Origin of the sequence: Sphingobacterium chungjuense (assembly GCF_011316935.1) — a bacterium.
Lineage (GTDB): Bacteria > Bacteroidota > Bacteroidia > Sphingobacteriales > Sphingobacteriaceae > Sphingobacterium > Sphingobacterium chungjuense.
In genome coordinates, this window is record NZ_WLYS01000009.1 from 109,664 (window position 1) to 129,797 (window position 20,134).

Sequence of the window (20,134 nt, forward strand, 5' to 3'; positions counted from 1 at the left end):
AGCTTCACCAAATATTTTCCGCTAGTTTTTGGCAAGAAGCTGCATAAAACGAGCACGATGATCGATGATCATCCAGATGTTGATCAATAAAAGAGGAAAAGCAATCGCTAACCCACTTGGCTCGAAGGTGTAGTTATGCAACACAATACCGACCATAACCGGTAGTATCACAATGGCTCCAATAGCGCGGGTTCTCGGCAAAATGAATAGCAGACCGCCAATAATCTCCACCAAACCCACCAAAGGCATGACCCACTGTAGTTTTCCGATTGCTTGAAATATTTCTACCTGCTGCGGAGTTTGCTCCGGCATGGGCATGTAGTGTAGAAATTTATCCAGTCCCGCGTTGATAAATAGCAGACCGAACAATAAGCTGAGAATGAATTTTACGATTTTCATAATAATGGGGTTTATATGATTTTATAAAACAAATGTAGCATAGAAATCGAGAATTTTAATTTGCTATTGCATTTCTTGTCTTAAGACAGCTTTAGCACCTTCGGTTACACTACCGTGCGGGGTGGTCACTACGCGCCCATGCTATATATTTAAGAACTTTTCTAAATAAGCCTTCGGTAAGCTCCCGTTTACGCAACTCTCTTATAGGAAGGCCGCAAAAATTGCTGTCACAACAATACAAAATAACACGATGAATAAGAGAACATCCCTTTTCCTATGTGCATGTGCCTTGCAAGGCGTGATCGCTTTCGGCCAAGAACAAGATATGCCCGATATGAATTACGAGATTGCGCATACCCAGAAATTGCCCAACGAAGTATATCAACTTGTCTATAACCCGACCAATCATAAAGTCTATGTCGCCGGACCAAAAAAAGGATTTAACCGCGAAGCCGAAAACTTTATCTACGAATTGGACGGCGGCGATCTACGTATCACCGACTCTATTTCTGTGGGCAAGAACCTGCCATTTGGCATTGCGCTCAACAACAAAACGCAAACGCTCTATGTCGGTCATTCCCTACAAAACGCCATCAGCGCCATCGATATCCAATCCAAAAAACAAACCCTGATCCCAAGTGCGCACGCCAAATCCAAAATCCGCGAACTGGTGGTCGATGAGAACACCAACAAAATCTACGTGTCGGATCACGGCAACCCGTCCATCTGGCAAGTAGATGGCAACACCAACACGCATGAAAAATCCTTGAGCCATGATAAGGCCTATTTGCTGGGCTTGAATGTAGATAGCCAAAGGCAAAAAGTGTATGGCACCGACGGACAAGATATGAAAGGGAATATCTTGGTATTCAATTCCGCGACTGGCGAAATGGAAAAAAGCTTCCAAACCTGGTCGTACTGCCCGATGAATATCGCGCTGGACTTGAAAGCAAATCGCCTATTCGTGAGCCAATCCAACGATAATAATATCACCGTGGTAGACGGAAATACCGGAAACATCGTAGACAAAGTGTATTTGGGATATGACAGCTCGCCGATCGGTTTGGCGTACGACGCCGCGAATGAATTGATCTATACCGCCAATCGCTCGAAACAAGAAGTGGCCATTATCGATGCCAAAACCTACAAAGTGATCGAGCGCATCCCGACCGAAGGATTGCCAAACACCATTAGCTTGGATCAAAAGACCGGTACGATCTACGTGACCAACAAAGAGGCCGGAAGAAACGGCGATCCGGTAGAGAATGGCAACACCGTCATGAAAATAAACTATAAAAGAGGATAGCATCGCTATCATCTCCACACCGACAAACTATACATCCAAACCATACATCACCGATATCGTCCTTTGCCTCCTTCGCGGAGGCAGAGGATCATATCATGCCGCGACATGACTTTACAAACACGATTACTCTTCTTTCTTTTTCTACTTTTAAGCGCCAATGTGTACGCGCAAACCAGCATCAAAGGGCGCGTATTATCTGCTGATGGCACACCACAATCGGATGTTTCCATTATGCTGCTGCGCTCGCCGGATAGCACATTAGTAAGTTCGCAGAAAACAAATGCGGAAGGCGCATATCAACTTCAAATCACGCAAAAAGGCACATTTGTCGTACGTGTGCAGGCATTAGGCTTCGCCGAATATGTATCGACCGAAATGATGCTGACAGCAGGCGAACAGCGCCTGCTGGATGATATCTATCTGCATGGCGACCTCACCGAAATCGCCGCCGTATCCGTCAGCGGACGGCAGCCTGCCATTCGCCAATATGCCGATAAACTGGTCGTCGATGTAGAAGGATCGGTATTGAGCGAGGGAAATAATGCGCTGGAATTGTTGGAGAAAACACCGGGAATCGTGTCCGACGGCAAAGGTAATTTTTCGATTCAAGGCCGTGCCGGTGCCAATGTGCGCATTGACGGACGCGAAACCTACCTGACTGGAGCGCAATTGGCCAGCATGCTGCGCGGTATGCAAGCGGCTGATGTGGCCAAACTGGAATTGATGAGCAATCCTTCGGCGCGTGAAGATGCGGCCGGAACGGCGGGCATCATCAACATCGTGACCAAGCGCAACAAACGTAGCGGTTTTGGAGGCGATGTATTTGTGCGTGGTTCGCAGAGCAGACGATCGCAAGGAACGGTTGGCGGTGGCATCCATTACAAAGTAAATGGTTGGAATATGTATGCCAATGGATCCATTGGCCGCGAACAATCGGAAGATAGCACCTTGGTGGAGCGTCAGTTTTTCAACAATGGCGTATTGCAGACCTTGCAGAAGCAAAAGGAAACGAAAGAACTGGATCCGGGCAAGTTCCATAGCTTGCGCACGGGCGCGAGTTACGAATTTAACGATGGCGGTGTGCTCGATGCCAGCTTCCACTGGATGCGCGGGCGCTTCATCAGCAAATCGCTGATCGATATGGTCACGAGCAACGCGACAGGCAGCACCACGCAAACGGCGACGACGAACAATCAGTTTGACGAAACATTCAACAACCTCACCTTCAACATCAACTACGTGAATAAATACGAAGGCGAAGATCACTTTTTGAAAATCAACTTCGATTATGCCCCGCATACCAATGCGTATAACAATAGCTTTCGCACGGATATCGCCAATCTGCAAACGAATACCAACAGCACCACGGCGCGCACGAACGTGCAAGATCTGAGTAACACGACTTATGCTGCCCGATTGGATTACAGCAAGCCATTCAGCGATCTGGCCAAGCTCGAATTAGGCTGGAAAGCGACTTATTTTTTTATCAATAATGATGTGCGCAATGATACGTTGAGCGCAAATAGTTGGCTGCGGGATGCTAACACCTCCAATCAATTCCAATACACGCAGCATATTCAAGCGGCTTATGCGATGTATTCTGGAAAATTCAACCGTTTCGAATATCAGGCTGGTCTGCGCGGAGAGTATACGTTTATCAAGGCGAATCAGGTCACACTGAACGACATCAGCCAACAGCGCTATTTTGATTTATTCCCGAACGGGTTCTTATTATACAATATCAATGATGCAAATACCATCCGTGGTTCATTCAGCAGCCGGATTGAGCGCCCAGGCGATCATGACATCAATGCTTTCCGTATTTACGAAGATGCCTTTACCTATTCGGAAGGAAATCCAGAACTAAAACCCGAGCGCAGCTATATCGGTGAGATTGGGCACGGCTATAAAAATGCGCTATTCACCACGGTGAGCATGAGCTATGGCTACGATGTAATTAACTGGATCTCGCGCGTGGGCAGCAATCCGGGCGAAAATCTGACGCGCCCAGCCAATATTGGCGATTTTAAAAACTACAGCGCCAGCGTGATGTATAACAACACCTTTTTCCCGTGGTGGACGGGCAGCCATTACCTCAACGCTTTTCACAACAATTATCATGGCGAGATCGACGGCGTGATTCTGGATTCGGAAGGTTCAAGCTGGTCGGCAAACAGCCGCCACACGCTACATCTCAAATGGGGATTACGTGCCGAAGTCGCTGGCTATTACAATTCGGGTGTCACGACCGGTGCCATGCGTACCGATCAGCGGTATGGCGTGGATCTCGCGGCGGAGAAAAAAATGCTGAACGATCGCGCGATGTTGAAACTCGCGGTAACGGGGTTGATCCGCAATGGCAATCCACAATTTACCAGCACGTATGGTGACTTGGTGATTTGGCAATCGGCCTTCCCCGATAATCGAAAGGTGATGCTATCGCTGAGCTATCGATTTGGAGAATAGAACCGTTTTTTAAACAGTATTTAAATGATTTTAGAATGGGATTTACGAAAACACAACAAGCGATCATGGATTTGTTGCACAAGCAACGCAAGGCCTTATGTGCCGACGATATTTTTCTGCAACTGAATCCCGGTAAGAAGTGCTACAGCTACGCGGCTATCTACAATAACATCAACCAGCTGTGCCGAGAAGGCATATTGACTGCCGAAAAACCAGATGAAGAACGTCGTAGAGCAATAAAAATCAGCGTTTAAAATAATAACAGATTATATGAAAATATTATTTATAACAAATCTAAATAAGTGTATATTTGCGATGCTTTGGAAGAACATCTGCCTTTATTACAAATTACATCTGCCTCATTCAAACAATTGTTTGAGCGATACTGGAAGCGTTTGTTCGCTTTTGCGGTGAAGATGACAGCGGATGAGGAAGATGCGAAAGAGATTGTGCAGGAGATTTTCAAGTCCTTGTGGGAACGGCGCGAAAACCTGAACATTCAAGATGTGGAACGCTATTTATTGCGCTCCGTCAAACTGAAAACCATGGAATACATGCGCAACAAATCGACCAAGCAACGGCACCACGACATCATCCTGAGCACCACAAAGATCGATTACGAAGATCAGCAAGTGCACGTCAAGGAACTCAACCACAAGGTCAACAACTTGGTGGAATCCTTACCAAAGCAATGCAAAAACGTGTTTAAGATGAGCCGCGAAGAAGGGATGACGAACAAAGAGATCGCACACATGCTGCTCATCTCGGAACGCGCCGTAGAATACCATATCAGTAAAGCATTGAGCACACTAAAAATGGGACTGTATCCGGTAGAATAAGAACTACCTACAGCTCACAATTATGTATTATCTTTGCAATAAAGAAGAGATGAAGATAACCAAAGAATTACTAGAACGTTACGAACTTGGGCAATGTACCGAGGCGGAAGCGGCTGCCGTAAGCCTTTGGTTGGATAGTACTTCTTTATCGCTGGATGATGATGACGAGCTAGAGACAGGTATAGCGGACGACGCTATGGACGATCTGCTGATCGAGCAGGAAATGTGGCAGCACATATCGGCATATATGCAGGAAATGGCTGACAAGAGCAATACCCCTGAACGAACTGAAAATAACATCGTCTTCAAACCGGCTAAAAACAACGATCCAACCGTAAAATTTGCGGCGTTTATCGCCATCGCGGCTTCGCTATTGATTATCTTAGGAATGGGCTGGTGGTTCTACCCTACTACTGCGGATAAAGAACATTTCTTCAACGCCAGCAACTCGGACAAAGCGGTCATGCTGTGGGAAGAAGATTCCTTCGAATTCACACTCAGCAAAAACAGTTCGGCCAGCATCAACCTACAATCTGGCAATATGGATGTTTCGGGCGATGTGCTATTCAGCCCGAAAAAAGACTTTAAGCTATTCGACAAGCACAATAATACCTCGCTGGACTTTCGGCAGGGAGAAGTATATTTTATCTCTACCGATCCTGATACCAGCGAACTGGTCGTCTATTCTAAATCACAGTTAGAGTATTTACCACCTATTTTACGAAAACACATCCGAAAGCAGTTTCACCTTACCTAATCTATGCGTTTATTTACAGGACTCTACCCGATCTTATATGTTGTACTTGCAAGTAGCATCATCGGCTTCGGAACATCCTGTACGCACGCACCCAAAGAATTGGAAACTGCGCTCAACTTCGAGCCCGCTTATTCCCTATTTGTGAGCAAGGAAGGCGTAAACAATTTTTTATTCGTGGATAGTACGTGGGAACATCTGGCATCGATCAAACCGCCACATGCCGGTTTCAATCGCGAATTTATCCAGCGTAATGGTTTCATTTATTCGGTAAACCCAGAGAATGATTACCTGATCCAATACCAGATTACGTCGACGGGATTGCAAGCCGTGGATTCGATCAAAGTAGTAAACGACAATATAGAGCAATACCATTGGAAAAATAATTCCGATACTTTGCTGATATCCAATGTGGTACATGGCGATATCGAAACCTGCCGTTTCTATGAGATTGATACCAAAACTTTCTCCTTGATTCGCGAAGCGCAATTACCGATTCCACCTGCGGTGCATGATTTTAGCATTCTGAGCTTGGGCTTAGTGCGCTACGAAAACGATAAGCTCTGGATCGCTTATGCATACAGCAAAATGCTCGGACATAACGAGTATACCACGCTGGATACCATGTATTATCGTACATTGGATTTCGCGTCCTTGCGTGTGCTGTCGGAACAAAAAGATCCGCGCTCGACCTATCCCGGCGGGATCAATACGATACAAACGTACAGCGGCACCGCCGAAAATGGAGATTTCTATTTTACCAGCGGACCGGGAATCGCAGCAGGAAATAATATCGAGCAACCATCCGCCATCTTTCGTAAGAAAAATGGATCGGACGAAGTGGATACGACCTATATGGTGAATATCTCGGCACAGACTGGCAATCATGCCTATGGATTTTGGTATGTGGGCAACGGTAAGGCTATGGTGCGCGGCGAGCGCTCGGATAAATACACGGATTTCTCCAATCACCATGCGGTGTACCAATTTGAATACTATCTGGCGGATTTGGCTAGCGGCAAACTGCAGAAGCTAGATTTGCCATTAGATAAAGGGACGCGCAAAGAAAACGTGGTTCAAGTGGGCGCAAACCTTTACTTGGCGATCGACGATGAAAAAGAAAACCATACCGTATGGCAATATAATTTGGAAAGCGGTAAAATTACTACGCACTTAACTCCCAAATTTCCAATCGATTACCAGCTTAGACTGGATAAATTGAAATAATTTCTTATTTTTCTTCTCTTCCGACCTTCGGTTAATGAGGGCATAAGCAACATCCTTATGTGTCATTAATCTAAATAAAAATATGTCGGGTTTGAAATGGAGACTTTGTCTCCTCCTATTCGTCGCAGTGGCTGCGTCATACGGGCAGGGAATTATAGTAAGTGGAACAGTCAAAACAAAAAATAGTCAAGGGGCAGAAGGCGCCACAATCCGCATCCTAAATCAAGACAGCAAGCAAACGCAGAGCGACGCCGCTGGAAAATATAGTTTACAGGCAATAGCACCCGGCGATTACGTCTTAGAAACCCGTCTCATGGGTTTCAAAACACAGCAGAAAAATATTCGTGTCGGCACCACTTCTCTCACTAACATCAACTTTACGTTAGAGGAATCGGACGAGAACATCGAGCAAGTACAGGTGCAAGGCTTCAGCAAAGCCAAAGAAATCCAACAATCGGGTTTCAATGTGAATGTCATTGAAACGAAGCAATACGCCAATAGTAATACGGATATCAACCAGATCTTGAATCGCAGTACGGGTGTCAAAATCCGCGAACAAGGCGGTTTGGGTTCTAGCTATTCTTTTTCGATCAATGGGATGTCGGGCAATCACATCAAATTCTTTATCGATGGCGTGCCGATCGAAGCCTACGGCAGTGGCATGTCGTTCAACAATATTCCAGTCAACATTGTGGAGCGCATTGAAGTATATAAAGGTGTCATCCCAGCGCATCTTACCTCGGATGCTTTGGGTGGCGCGGTGAATATCATTACCAAACGCGATCGCCGCAAATCGATCGACGTGAGCTACAGCTACGGTTCCTTCAATACGCACCGCGCCGCATTGAGCGGTAGTTTTACCGATCCGAAAAAAGGCTTACACGTCAATGTCAACTCATTCTTCAACTATTCGGACAATGATTATCGCATGTACACGAACCCCAAAGCGCGTGTATTCTTGGATGTGGTGAACCGCGACAATCCCAATCAATTTGATACCATTGCGTCAGCCAAACGCTTTCACGATGCATACCGCTCGAATATGACGCAGGTAGAAGCTGGCTTATCGGGCAAAAGCTGGGCCGATGTGTTTGTATTGGGATTGACCTATAATAACGTGTACAACGAAGTGCAAACCGGCGCTACACAACAAAAAGTATATGGCCATGTATTTGAAAAGAGTAACAGCATCGTGCCGAGTTTACGCTACCGCAAGGAGAATCTATTCACGCGTGGCTTGTCGGCCACGATCTTTGCCAACTTTGCGAATGATAAAAACGTGGTCACCGATACCAGTTCGTACCGCGTATACCGTTGGGATGGTCGCCCAGACACCTATTTCCCGAATGCAGGCGAGATTAACCTAACTAAATCTATACAGCACTTTAATGGCTATAACAGTTTAGTGCAGAGCACATTCAACTACGAAATAAATCCGGTGCAAACGGTAAACCTCACGCATTCATTTACCAACAATCACCGCAAGAGCTATAATGAGATTGATCCGTACAACCATAGCTTTCGCCAGAATAACAGCGTGAGCAGAAATATTCTGGGCTTGAATTACATGCACGATTTCTTCGAAAAGAAATGGCGCAATCAGGTCTTTGCCAAGTACTACAACTTTGGTGGTCGCGTCGAAAATGAAGATGGTAGCGATACCCGCCAATCCAAAAGTTATATGGGTTATGGAGCTGCATCGAGTTATTTCCTTTCCAACGGCTTAGGATTTAAAGCTTCGTACGAGCATGCCTATCGCCTGCCCACCTTAGTCGAACTATTTGGTAATGGTGTGGATGTGTATCCTAACGCTGGCCTCGTACCAGAGAGCAGCGACAACTATAATTTGGGCGTATTCTATAACGGCGAATTTCAAGACAAACATCGCATCTACGCCACCGCAGCGATCTTTTATCGCAATGCGAGCAACTACATACACCGCACTCCGCCGGGTGTGGTATCGGGGTCTTCCGAAAACTTTAGTCAGTACTACAACTATGGCGGCATCCAAGTAGAAGGGGCAGAAATGGAAATGACGTACTCGTACGGCGACTTATTGAAGTTCACGATCAATGGTAGTTACGAAAGTGCGGTCGATCGCGAGCAATTTGTACGCGGTACCAACCGAATCAAAGTGACCTATGGCAACCGCCTGCCTGATAAACCGTGGCTCTATGGAAATACCGATTTCATTATCGGTAAGAATGATATTTTGGGCGAAGGCACACGCTTGGAGTTCAATTGGTTTATGCAATACGTCAATGAATATTCCACGACCTGGTCCAAACTAGGCGATCGCTCCACCAACTATTACATCCCAAGACAATTGATCCAGAATGCCGGTATCACCTACTCGATCAAACAGGGCTTGTACAACTTCACCTTAGAAGGCAGAAACCTCACCGACGTGATAGCTTACGACAACTCTAAGCTCCAAAAACCGGGTCGGTTTATCTCGATGAAATTCCGTTACAACTTAAATATTTACTAATTAATACAATTGATATGATCAATTTACAACACACGAAAAAATGGGCATGGGCCGTAGCAATGGCTTTGGCTACCTTTGGTTTCACGGCTACGTCTTGTAGTGATGATGCACCAGCACCAGAAGAAATCGTCGATCCAGAATTTGCCGTGATCGTCGGCACCGACAATGGTCGCTATATGTTACCTATCGAAGATCTGATGAGTGGTGTCATTTCTCCAGTAGGAAAAGGTACTAACGTATCCGAGATCTTGACTTGGGAAGAAAATTTAGTACAAAAAGGACGTGATATCTACCACGTAAATCCTGATGCCAATAAATTCGGAAAATACCGTTTTGAAAATGGTGTCTTGAAAACCATCCGCGAAATCCCTTTCTCACAACTACCGAGCTTGTACTTAGGATGGCACGCCTGGTTGAGCGATACCGAGTTGATGTTTGGTGCGCGCTCTAACAACTTCTACGCGGTAGTGGATGTAGAAAAAATGGAAGTCACCAAAAGTGGTGAGTTCGATAAAACAGGTATTCCTGCTAAACATGCTAGACGGGTATTCTCGGTGATTCCACAAGGTAACAAACTGTTTATCGGTTATGGATTGTACAACGAAGAAACGCAAGTACATTATGACAAATCATACACGGGTACTGTCGATTACCCAAGTTTAAGCAATTTCCAGCAAACGGGAGAAGATGCGCGCTCGGCACCGCTTGGTACCGTACGCAACTCGTATTTCAGCAACTTCAAAGACAATGGCTATACGTACATCTTGACGATTCCTATGCCGGTATTAGGCGGCGGTAAAGCAGCATTGCCAACAGGTGTATACCGGGTGAAAGATGGTGACGACAAAATCGATCCTAACTACTTCTTCAACATCAGCGCGCAGCGTGGTGGCGACAACCAATTGGGTGTGTCGTACATCGGTAATGGTAAAGCGATGTTGATTAGTGCACACGATACACAAACTAACATCAAAGAATTCAATGACTGGTGGTATGCGGCGATGTGGGAATACTTGATCATCGATGTAAACACACAACAGGTCGTGAAAAAACTAGATTTCCCATTGGTGGGTAACTCTCGCTCTGGTGTAGTACACAATGGCAAAGCGTACATCGCGGTAAATGATCCGAAAGCAGATGGCGTATATATTTGGGAATACGATTCGAACACGGATAAGTTGACTCGCGGCGCCCGTATTGACGGTGCTGACGGTGATACGCCGATGTTGTACCGCTTAAAATAATCCCCCTACATCTAACTGACTATCTTCCTGTCAACTCTATGGCAGGAAGATATTTTTTTGACCGATTATCCTTGAAGAGATAGTGAAAGCATGAAAAAAATTGTATTAAAGATCAACGCTTGGCTGCACCTTTGGCTAGGCTTAGCATCCGGTATTGTCGTGGTGATCTTGTCCATCACGGGCTGTGCTTTGGTATTCGAAGAAGAGATCAAATATTCTTGGCTCTACAGCGCCACGCCCGATAACTCGGAACAGACAGAATTATTGCCACCGAGCGTGGTCTATCAAAAAATTAAAGCCCAACATCCGGAGAAGGAACTGGAAAGCTTCTGGTATTACGGCCATGGCAAACCCATTAAGATTAGCATCAACCACGGCGATACCTTGATGTATGTGAATCCATACAATGCACAGATCATTGCCGAGGTGGATCACGAAGATTTCTTCCATTTTATGGACGAAGGACATCGCCATCTGTGGTTACCTACCGATATTGGCAGGCAGGTGACTGGCTGGGGCACGCTGATGTTCTTCGTGATTACTTTGTCGGGACTAATCCTGTGGTGGCCTAAGCGCTGGAACAAACGCATGGTGAAGCAGAGCTTTACGATCAACTGCAAAACCAAATGGAAACGAATCAACTATGATTTACATAATGTATTGGGATTTTATTCGCTGATCGTGGCTTTAGTGATGGCATTTACCGCTATGATGATGTCCTTTCCTTGGCTGCGCAAAACGGTGGTAGATCTTGCGGGCGGTTATCCGCGATCTCCACGCAACAAGACTGAAGAAGTAATAAAACCAGAAACGAATGCAAGCACCTTAGATGCCTTTGCTATTGCCGATTCGATCTTTTATAAAGTACGCCACGAAATTGCTAGCGTCAACAGAGATGCTGTCATTGTCCATATTCCAGAAGAAGAGGAGAAAGTTATCTACGCCTGTACGGACATGATTGATGGTAGCTGGCGCGATTTACGCTTCAACCGATATACGTTGGAGCTGATGCCCAACAATCCAAAACCTATGAGTGAAGCCAAAGGCGGCGAATGGGTTTCACGCGCCAACTTTGGCTTGCATACAGGTTATATCGGTGGGCTGACCACCAAAATTATTTACTTTTTAGCCAGCTTGATCTGCGCTACCTTGCCGATCACCGGTTTCTACGTTTGGTGGTACAAACGGACGAAAAAACCGAAAACCCTTAAGCGCATCAAAAAGCCGCAATTGGCTTAAATCTTATCCCGAAGGTATCCATGAAAATTATCCTCAAACTGTGATCCTTTGCCAGAACGGTACTTGCTCAACTTATTGTTAAGTGTCAGTCCCCAAAGCAAGAATTCACTGAGGAAGTAGATATCTTCGGGTTTTGTATCCGCTTGGTACTGTGTGAGCAGCTGACGCAATGGCTTTACCCCATCCAACTGTGCTTGATATTCCGCATCGGTCGACTCGTCCGACAAATGAATGCCATCATCCGATTCAGAAAACCAACGCACGATCTCATCATACGGATACCGCTGATTTTCGCGCTCCAATTTTTCAACTTTCGGAAATAAGGTGTTGAACAAAGTTTTCACCGCGCTTTCAATTAATTGAATAGCGACTGTCGCCGCTCCCTCCTGCTCGCCTTCGTACACCAATTCCACCTTGCCAGTGATAGCTGGAATAATGCCCATAAAATCACTTAAACGCACTGCCGTAGACTGATCACCTGTGCGTAGCAAACGTAATTCTGCCGCACTCAGCAAGTTTTGAAATGCCGTGATCCCCATCCGAGTACTCACGCCACTCTTCGCATCGATGAAATCACTTTCACGCGCTTCAAAGCTGATTTGCTCCAGTAGATCGCGCGCCAACTCGGGTACATAGATTTGTTCCTTCTGCGCTGACTCTAATCCGGCTTCCTGCTCGGTAATGCGTTTGGCAATCGCTACGGAAGTAGGATAATGCGTCAGGATCTGCGAACCAATCCGGTCTTTCAACGGCGTCACAATACTGCCGCGATTGGTATAATCTTCTGGATTGGCTGTGAATATAAATTGTATATCTAGCGGCAAGCGTAGTTTGAAACCCCGAATCTGAATATCGCCCTCTTGCAAGATATTGAACAAGGCCACCTGAATCCGCGCTTGCAAATCGGGCAGCTCATTGATCACGAAGATGCAGCGATTGGCGCGAGGAATCATCCCAAAATGGATGACGCGGTCGTCGGCGTAGTTCAGTTTCAGATTCGCGGCTTTGATTGGATCCACATCACCAATCAAATCGGCCACCGTGACATCGGGTGTGGCCAGTTTTTCCGCAAATCGCTCGCTACGATGCAACCACGTAATCGGTGTTTCATCACCATGCTCTTGCAATTGTTCAATAGCGTAGCGCGAAATCGGATCAAATGGATCATCATTAATCTCCGAACCGGCAACCACCGGAATATATTCGTCCAAGAGATTAACCATCAAACGCGCTAAACGCGTTTTCGCCTGTCCGCGTAAGCCTAACAAATTGATATTATGTTTAGAAAGAATCGCTCGCTCTAATTCGGGGATCACGGTATCTTCATAGCCATGTACGCCTTCAAAAACGGTTTCGCCACGGCGGATTTTCTCCATCAGATTTTGGCGTAGTTCTTCCTTAATATGTCTTGATGTATAGTTGGCGTTTTTCAACGCGCCAAAGGTGGTGATTTCTGTATAGTTCATAGATCTGTAATCTCTTAATCCCTGTGTTTTCTAATCAATTTAATGCGCTCGCTTTCCCGTACATAGTAGGCGACCTAAGCCGAGCTTTCTTCCTTATCGGATTCTTTTCTTCCGGTTGGCCTCGTAATCAGAGAATATCATCTCCCCTAGATCACCCAGACCCGTATAATAGGCTTTGCCATGGTTGGAAGCGGTAAATTCATCTACAAATTCTTGCAAGTAAGGATCCGAAGTAATCATAAAGGTGGTGATCGGAATGCCTAACTTGCGGGCCTGGGCGGCGATACTGTAGCATTTGCCCGTAATAAACGGATCCAAGCCCATCGGGTTTTTATAATACGTACCATCCGGCATATTTAAGCAGCTGGGCTTACCGTCTGTAATCATAAAGATTTGTTTATTGGCGTGACGTTTACGTCGCAAAATATCCAAAGCCAATTGTACGCCAGCCACGGTATTGGTATGAAATGGGCCAACTTGAAGATACGGTAAATCCTTGATGGCGATTGGCCAGGCATCATTCCCAAACACAATCACATCTAAGGAATCTTTTGGATAGCGGGTCAGAATCAATTCAGACAAAGCCATCGCCACTTTCTTCGCTGGCGTAATGCGGTCTTCGCCATACAAGATCATACTATGGCTGATGTCGATCATCAGCACCGTACTCATCTGCGATTTAAACTGCGTATCTTCCACGACTAAATCATTCTCCGACAGGCTAAACTCGCCAATGCCATGATTGACCTGTGCATTTTTCAGACTTTCGGTCATCGAGATCTTGTCGAGATTGTCGCCATATTGGTAGCTCCTCAAATCGCCTGTGCTTTCGTCACTCAGTCCGCTGTATTTCGTCTTATGATTTCCAGAAACGCCTTTGCGCATCTTTCCAAAGATCTGTTCTAAGGCATTCTGCCGCAAAGCTTTCTCTAGTTTGGAGGTCAGTCCAACGCCGCTGCCACCGATATCTGATCGCTCTTGGATGTATCCTTTGTTCTTGAGATCTTCTATAAAGTCATCTACAGTATACTCCGGTGTAGTCAGTTTAAACTCTTTATCCAATTGACGCAACCAATCAATGGCTTCATCAAAATCGCCAGAAGTATGCGTGATTAGCTCTTTGAAGATGTCGAAAAGCTTGTCGAAAGGGGTCTGAAAGGGAGCCTCGTACTGCTTGAACACAAATCCATTATTTCTCTTCCCATTGCTCATGATTTAAATTTACGACATAATTTTTGGTATTCTTATACATTGTGGAGACAATATGACGTAGGAATGAGAAGGCCGCAGTCGTATTCAAAACTTATATTGACGAACTTTGTCTCGTGAGTACACATTAATTAAATTCGCAGCACATGGAAAAGCAACATCAATCTTATACGCTGTCGTACCTTCCCGTCGCTTGGGAATACCAAGAGATTATCGAAACTTTAGTTCAGAATAAAGCACGAGGCAAAGTCTTTTATTTCAATGCGGAGAATATCATCGATGAAACCATGGGTCAAGTAATGGCATTGACGGGTGACTCAGGATCTGGTCTTTTTGTAACAATGGATAATGGAACTGCTGTGCGGATCGACCGCATTATTACCATTTGTGGCAAGCTTGGCGCAGCCTATGATGAATACAATAACTTTAGCGTGTGTGGCGCGAATTGTGGTGAAGGAAGTTGATAAACAGAAAGAGCCTCCAAATTTAGAGGCTCTCTTCATCGTATTAAACAGAAGCTGGATTTACCAACCGTTGTTTTGCGTAAGCAGCTTATTTAAGTTCAGCTCATTTGCTGGGATCGGCCATAGGTAATCGCGACCAGCATTGAATGTACGACGCTCTACAGTGATGTAATTGTTGAAGTCACCGCGTGTTGCATCGAAATTATTGAATATCCCTTGTGCTACGCCTTGCATCACTGTTTCGGCGATCTCCCAACGACGAATATCGAACAAGCGATTATCTTCAACTGGAAATTCTACATGGCGCTCGCGACGTACTAAGGCACGTAGAGATTGCTGATCTGGATGCGTAACCGCCGTAGCCGCTATCATATTTACACCATTGCGTTGGCGCACCTGATTGATGGCCGCATATACAGAAGCATCTATTTGTCCAGCCTCAATCTTGGCTTCCGCATAAGTCAACAAGACTTCCGCGTAGCGAAGAATCATCACATCTGCACCGGCACTACGATCCCACTCTCCCGAAATATTGGCTGGTACTGCTTTTTTGTAATAATATCCAGAGAAGGAAGCATTCGATTTGCCCAAGGCATCTGGTGAATTTGGATTGGTCACGTCGATCGTCACACCATTAACAACAGTACCTGGCGTCACAATGGTCAAGGCCAAACGTGGATCTCTATTCTCAAATGGTGTTGCTGGATTGTACAAAGGCGATTCGTCGATCGTCAGTCCATCTACACATTCATAGGCATCTACCAAAGAGCGCAATGGAACAATTTGTCCCCATCCCGCTAAACTAGGCCCACCGATCCAAGTGGCATTCGGATTGGTGTACACATTTTCTAAATAACGTGCCGAAAGGATAATCTCCGTACTATTTTCATTGGTACCATTAAATAGGCTTAAGTAATTATTGTCGATCGTGTAGACGCCCAAATCCATCACTTGCTGTGCCGCTTCGGCCGCTTCTGCCCATTGTGCATTGTACAGTAAGGTGCGCGCTTTTAAAGCCAGCGCTGCACCGCGTGTTGCTCTACCTTGTTTCGCGCTTTCACGCGTAGTAGGTAGACTGTCTGCAATTTCAGTCAGCTCGCTTACTACGAAAGCGACGATTTCACTTTTTGGTGTTTTGGCTACTTGAAAATCTTCTGGAGTTGGCGTCGTTGTGTACAAAACCACGTCGCCGTACAAACCAGCGAGTTGCTGATAAGCAAACGCGCGTAAAAAACGCGCTTCGCCTGTTAGCTCTGCTTTTACGGCAGCATCCATATTCGGCACGCGATCAATATTGTCTAATACATCATTTGCCTTAGCAATCATCTGGTACATGTAACGCCAATTTTTCAAAAAAACGTCGGTATTTGGCGTAGCACTACCATTGGCCGCAAACTGAATATCGACTGGCCAATTGCTCCAAGAATAACTGTCATCTGTGGCGCAAGACATAAAGAAGCGTTCGTCTGACCCTAAAAAGCGGTATATATCATTGACCGTACGTTCGGCATCTGCTGTGGTCGTCCAATAGGTAGTATTTCCCAAAGAATCCAATGGCTGCTTATCTAAGGTCTTTTCGCAAGACATCATCAGGAGCACAGCAGCCAAGGTATAGGTTATATTTTTTCTAATCATGTTGATTCGATTCTACAATTAAAAATTAGCATTAAGTCCAAAGGAAATAGTACGCACCTGCGGATAGTATCGGCTGTCGTTTGGCGACTCTGGATCTAAATCACTTGGAAGTGACGTAAGAGTAAATAAGTTTTGCGCGCCAGCAAAGACACGGAGATTACGGATGAATGAATCGCCGATCACGCTCTGAGGTAGTTTGTAACCTACTGTCACGTTCTTGAGACGAAGGTATGCGCCGCTTTGCACCCAAAACTGAGAGGGTTGATAGTTGGTCTGATATGGTGTAAGACGTGGATAATCAGCACTCATATTTTCTGGTGTCCACGCATTCAACCAATTCGAACGGAAATTACCATCCTGATTGATTGGCGCTCTTTCTAAGTTTAAGGTATTGATATCTACTTTGGCTACACCTTGGAAGAAAGCACTGAAGTCAAAACCTTTGTAATTAGCACCCAAAGTCAAACCATAGTTAAGACGTGGAATATTGCTTCCCAAATAGGTAAAGTCATTGGTATTATCAAAAACGCCATCACCATTAATGTCACGGTAGATCAAATCACCTGGCCCAACCTGCCCAGACAAAGTCGTAGAATTCGCCACTTGCTCATCATTTTGGTAAATGCCATCTACCAAGTAACCGTAATAGCTTAGAATCGGACGCCCAACATAGTTACCTAGGTTGAGACCATTATTGTCTGTAGAGTTGAAATCTGTTCCTTTCAAATCAAGAATTTCATTTTTCACGTCCGAAAGATTTAATGCCACATTGAAGCGAAAATCTTCGTTGACTGGATGATTATAGTTCATGGTGAGTTCCCAACCTCTGTTGCGCACCGAAGCGGCATTCTGGAAACTCGCTTCCAATCCTACCGCTTCCGGAATAGGCAATTGCAACAAGATATCATTCGTTTGTTTATCGAAGACATCTAAGGTTACATTCAAGCGATTAAATAAAGTAAAATCCAAACCGATGTTAGCAATATCCGTGGTTTCCCAGGTAAGGCCTGAATTTGGATAAATCTCCAAGCCCGTGCTTGGGTTGAGTATACCGCCAAACGGGTAGCTGCGTAAGATATAATTCGACTGATATGGATAATCGCCAATCGCGTCATTACCCAAACGACCGTACGATCCACGGATTTTCAGATCCTGAATGAAGGTAACATCTTGCATAAAGGCTTCTTCGGAAACCCGCCATCCTACGGAGGCCGATGGGAACCAACCCCAACGCTGTCCTTGGGAGAAGCGAGAGGAACCATCACGACGGATGTTGGCTTCTACTAGATACTTACCTTTGTACGCATAATTTAATCTTCCGAAGAATGACACCAAATTGTATTCACGGGCAGTACCTTCTGTCAATTGAGTTGCTGGTGATCCGGCATCGATTTCCGTCAAATTGTTATTGGGCATATCAAAGCGTGTCCCCAGCAAATTGTCGGTACGCTGACCTAAGTAAGATGCACCACCTAATACTTTGAAATCATGGTCATTAATTACCTTGGTATACTCGGCTAAACCTTGGTAATTTTGGTTTATGTAACCGATTGCATTCTTAGTGATTTGATCACGGCCAATCGGCGATGAAGCGTTGGAATAAGTAAAACGCTTGGTGTGATTGGTCAAATATTGGTTCTGGAAATTGTTGGAAGCCACCGCACTCAATGTCAATCCTTCCACCGGCAAATAGTTCAACCGAAAATTGGTGGTAAACAAACGATCATTGTTAGAAAAGATACCGCCTTCTTCTTGCAAACGCAATACATTGTGCTCACCACGCAAGGCGCGCCAATTGCCATTCTCGTCTTTAGCGGATTCTAAAGGATTAATCTTGGTGGCTTGACCAAACTGAAACCAAGCCGAACCATCCGATGCCTGTGGTTCATCTGTACCAGATAAACGACCGGAGATATCCGCATTGAAATTCAACTTATCGGAGATTTTGAAATCGGTATTCAATCGCACCGTTAAGCGGTTGAAATCCATATTGCGGATCAAACCTGCTTGATCGAAGTAATTGGCGGAGAAGCGGTACTTGTTCTTCTCATTGCCACCGGCCAACGACATGCTATGCTTTTGTTGAAAGCCCGAACCCGTCAAGATATCACCGTACCAATAATTGTCTGGAAACTGATTTGGATCTCGGTTAGGATCATTATAAGCGTTGATGCGCTCTTGGTTGTACACCGGATTATTACCCACATTGGTATTCAATTGGTTTACTAAACGCATAAAATCTTGCGCACCGACGTAGTCTGGTGTACGAATCGCCTCTTGCCAACCAAAATAGTTGCCATACGTTACTTGCGTACCGCCTTGCGCACCGCGTTTCGTAGTCACCAAAATAACCCCATTCGCTGCGCGAACACCATAAATGGATGCTGCTGCCGCATCTTTCAATACCGAAATACTCTCAATGTCGCTCGCATCAATATCGTTCAAACTGATGGAATTATCATAGCGAATACCATCTACGAGAATTAAAGGGCTACTTGTATTAAGCGTACCTACCCCTCTGATATTCAGCGTGCCTTGATCGCGACCAGGTTGCCCACTACCGTTGGTAACTGTTAAACCAGCAGAAAGTCCTTGCAAAGCTTGCGTAGATTGACCTACAATCTGACGGTCGATATCTTCTGCTTTTACGGTAGAAACCGAACCTGTCAAATTCACTTTGCGCTGTGTACCATAACCGACTACGACAATCTCGTCCAATCCTTCGGCTGCCACTTCCAGCGTCGTTTGAATCGTTTGCTGTCCGGTGTAGCGCACTTCCGAGGATTGAAAACCGATGTAAGAGAATGTCAAAGTTTCGCCATTGGCCACGTCTAAAGTATAGCCACCATTCTGATCAGTCGACGTACCGCGATCGGTTCCTTTGATACGCACGCTCACGCCGACTAACGCATTGCCTTCGGCATCTTTCACTTCACCAGAAACCCGTTGTTGCGCTGCTGGATTATTGATCACGATTAGGTTGCTTTCCTTCTCGGTGAACGAAATTCCTTTGGCACCTAACACTTTTTGAAGCACCGAGGTGACGGATTCGTCTTTAGCATTGATGCTGACCGTTCCTTTGCTGGCCAAAACCTCTTGATTGAATACGAAGCGATAGTCCGTTTTTGATTCTAGCACCTGCAAAAATTCTGTAATAGAGATCGCGCGACGCTGTAAGGTGATCTTGTCTTGCGCCTGTACCTTGGCATAACTTTGAAAGTGCAGAAGCATCATAAAAAGCACAATCAACTGCTTGGTCATGAACTTTTGGCGAAGTCCATGCCGTCTGATAGCACCACGTGGGTGTTGAAAAAAAATCATAAATTTAATACGAATTGGATAAAGACCAGCATCGGCAAATGCTGACCCGATTCTTGTTTGTTTTATTAGACTCG

The 20,134-nt window shown here is 45.4% G+C and carries 15 protein-coding genes; 10 read left to right on the top strand and 5 right to left on the bottom strand.

The features are described 5' to 3' along the window. Positions 1-21: 21 nt before the first annotated feature. Complete coding sequence (locus GKO22_RS16210) at positions 22-399, bottom strand: DoxX family protein (protein WP_166336898.1); 378 nt, start codon at positions 397-399, stop codon at positions 22-24. 250 nt (positions 400-649) lie between these two features. On the opposite strand from GKO22_RS16210, the gene GKO22_RS16215 reads away from it, so the two are divergent. From GKO22_RS16215 to GKO22_RS16255, 9 genes are all read left to right on the top strand, one after another. Next, positions 650-1,705, top strand: a complete 1,056-nt coding sequence (locus tag GKO22_RS16215) for a YncE family protein (protein ID WP_166336900.1) — start codon at positions 650-652, stop codon at positions 1,703-1,705. 105 nt (positions 1,706-1,810) lie between these two features. Next, entirely contained in the window at positions 1,811-4,171 is a 2,361-nt protein-coding gene (locus GKO22_RS16220) for an outer membrane beta-barrel family protein (protein ID WP_166336902.1), read from the top strand. Between the two features lie 35 nt (positions 4,172-4,206). Next, complete coding sequence (locus GKO22_RS16225; RefSeq protein WP_166336904.1) at positions 4,207-4,425, top strand: transcriptional repressor; 219 nt, start codon at positions 4,207-4,209, stop codon at positions 4,423-4,425. Between the two features lie 66 nt (positions 4,426-4,491). Further along, the gene (locus GKO22_RS16230) at positions 4,492-5,010 is read left to right on the top strand and encodes an RNA polymerase sigma-70 factor (protein WP_166336906.1); all 519 of its coding nucleotides are present in this window, start codon (positions 4,492-4,494) and stop codon (positions 5,008-5,010) included. 49 nt (positions 5,011-5,059) lie between these two features. After that, positions 5,060-5,767, top strand: a complete 708-nt coding sequence (locus GKO22_RS16235; RefSeq protein ID WP_166336908.1) for a hypothetical protein — start codon at positions 5,060-5,062, stop codon at positions 5,765-5,767. A 3-nt stretch (positions 5,768-5,770) separates the two neighbouring features. After that, positions 5,771-6,991 (top strand): DUF4374 domain-containing protein, encoded by a 1,221-nt coding sequence (locus tag GKO22_RS16240; protein ID WP_166336910.1) that lies wholly within the window; start codon positions 5,771-5,773, stop codon positions 6,989-6,991. An 82-nt stretch (positions 6,992-7,073) separates the two neighbouring features. After that, positions 7,074-9,482 carry a TonB-dependent receptor gene (locus GKO22_RS16245; RefSeq protein ID WP_166336912.1) on the top strand — a complete coding sequence of 803 codons (2,409 nt, stop codon included), beginning with the start codon at positions 7,074-7,076 and terminating at the stop codon, positions 9,480-9,482. A 14-nt stretch (positions 9,483-9,496) separates the two neighbouring features. Then, positions 9,497-10,726, top strand: coding sequence for a DUF4374 domain-containing protein (locus GKO22_RS16250; RefSeq protein WP_166336914.1), 1,230 nt, complete (start codon positions 9,497-9,499; stop codon positions 10,724-10,726). 90 nt (positions 10,727-10,816) lie between these two features. Further along, positions 10,817-11,965, top strand: coding sequence for a PepSY-associated TM helix domain-containing protein (locus GKO22_RS16255; protein ID WP_166336916.1), 1,149 nt, complete (start codon positions 10,817-10,819; stop codon positions 11,963-11,965). Here GKO22_RS16255 and GKO22_RS16260 read toward each other — a convergent pair. Both GKO22_RS16260 and GKO22_RS16265 read right to left on the bottom strand, forming a co-directional pair. Further along, positions 11,962-13,431, bottom strand: a complete 1,470-nt coding sequence (locus GKO22_RS16260; RefSeq protein WP_166336919.1) for a MoxR family ATPase — start codon at positions 13,429-13,431, stop codon at positions 11,962-11,964. The genes GKO22_RS16255 and GKO22_RS16260 overlap by 4 nt on opposite strands. A gap of 93 nt (positions 13,432-13,524) precedes the next feature. Then, positions 13,525-14,643, bottom strand: coding sequence for a vWA domain-containing protein (locus GKO22_RS16265; RefSeq protein ID WP_166336921.1), 1,119 nt, complete (start codon positions 14,641-14,643; stop codon positions 13,525-13,527). Between the two features lie 143 nt (positions 14,644-14,786). Between GKO22_RS16265 and GKO22_RS16270 the strand changes: the two genes are divergently transcribed. Then, on the top strand, positions 14,787-15,104 hold the full coding sequence (locus tag GKO22_RS16270; protein WP_166336923.1) for a hypothetical protein: 318 nt from the start codon (positions 14,787-14,789) through the stop codon (positions 15,102-15,104). 60 nt (positions 15,105-15,164) lie between these two features. On the opposite strand, the gene GKO22_RS16275 is transcribed toward GKO22_RS16270, so the two are convergent. Then, positions 15,165-16,739, bottom strand: a complete 1,575-nt coding sequence (locus GKO22_RS16275; RefSeq protein WP_166336925.1) for a RagB/SusD family nutrient uptake outer membrane protein — start codon at positions 16,737-16,739, stop codon at positions 15,165-15,167. A gap of 18 nt (positions 16,740-16,757) precedes the next feature. Then, positions 16,758-20,060 carry a SusC/RagA family TonB-linked outer membrane protein gene (locus GKO22_RS16280; RefSeq protein WP_166336927.1) on the bottom strand — a complete coding sequence of 1,101 codons (3,303 nt, stop codon included), beginning with the start codon at positions 20,058-20,060 and terminating at the stop codon, positions 16,758-16,760. Positions 20,061-20,134: the final 74 nt, after the last annotated feature.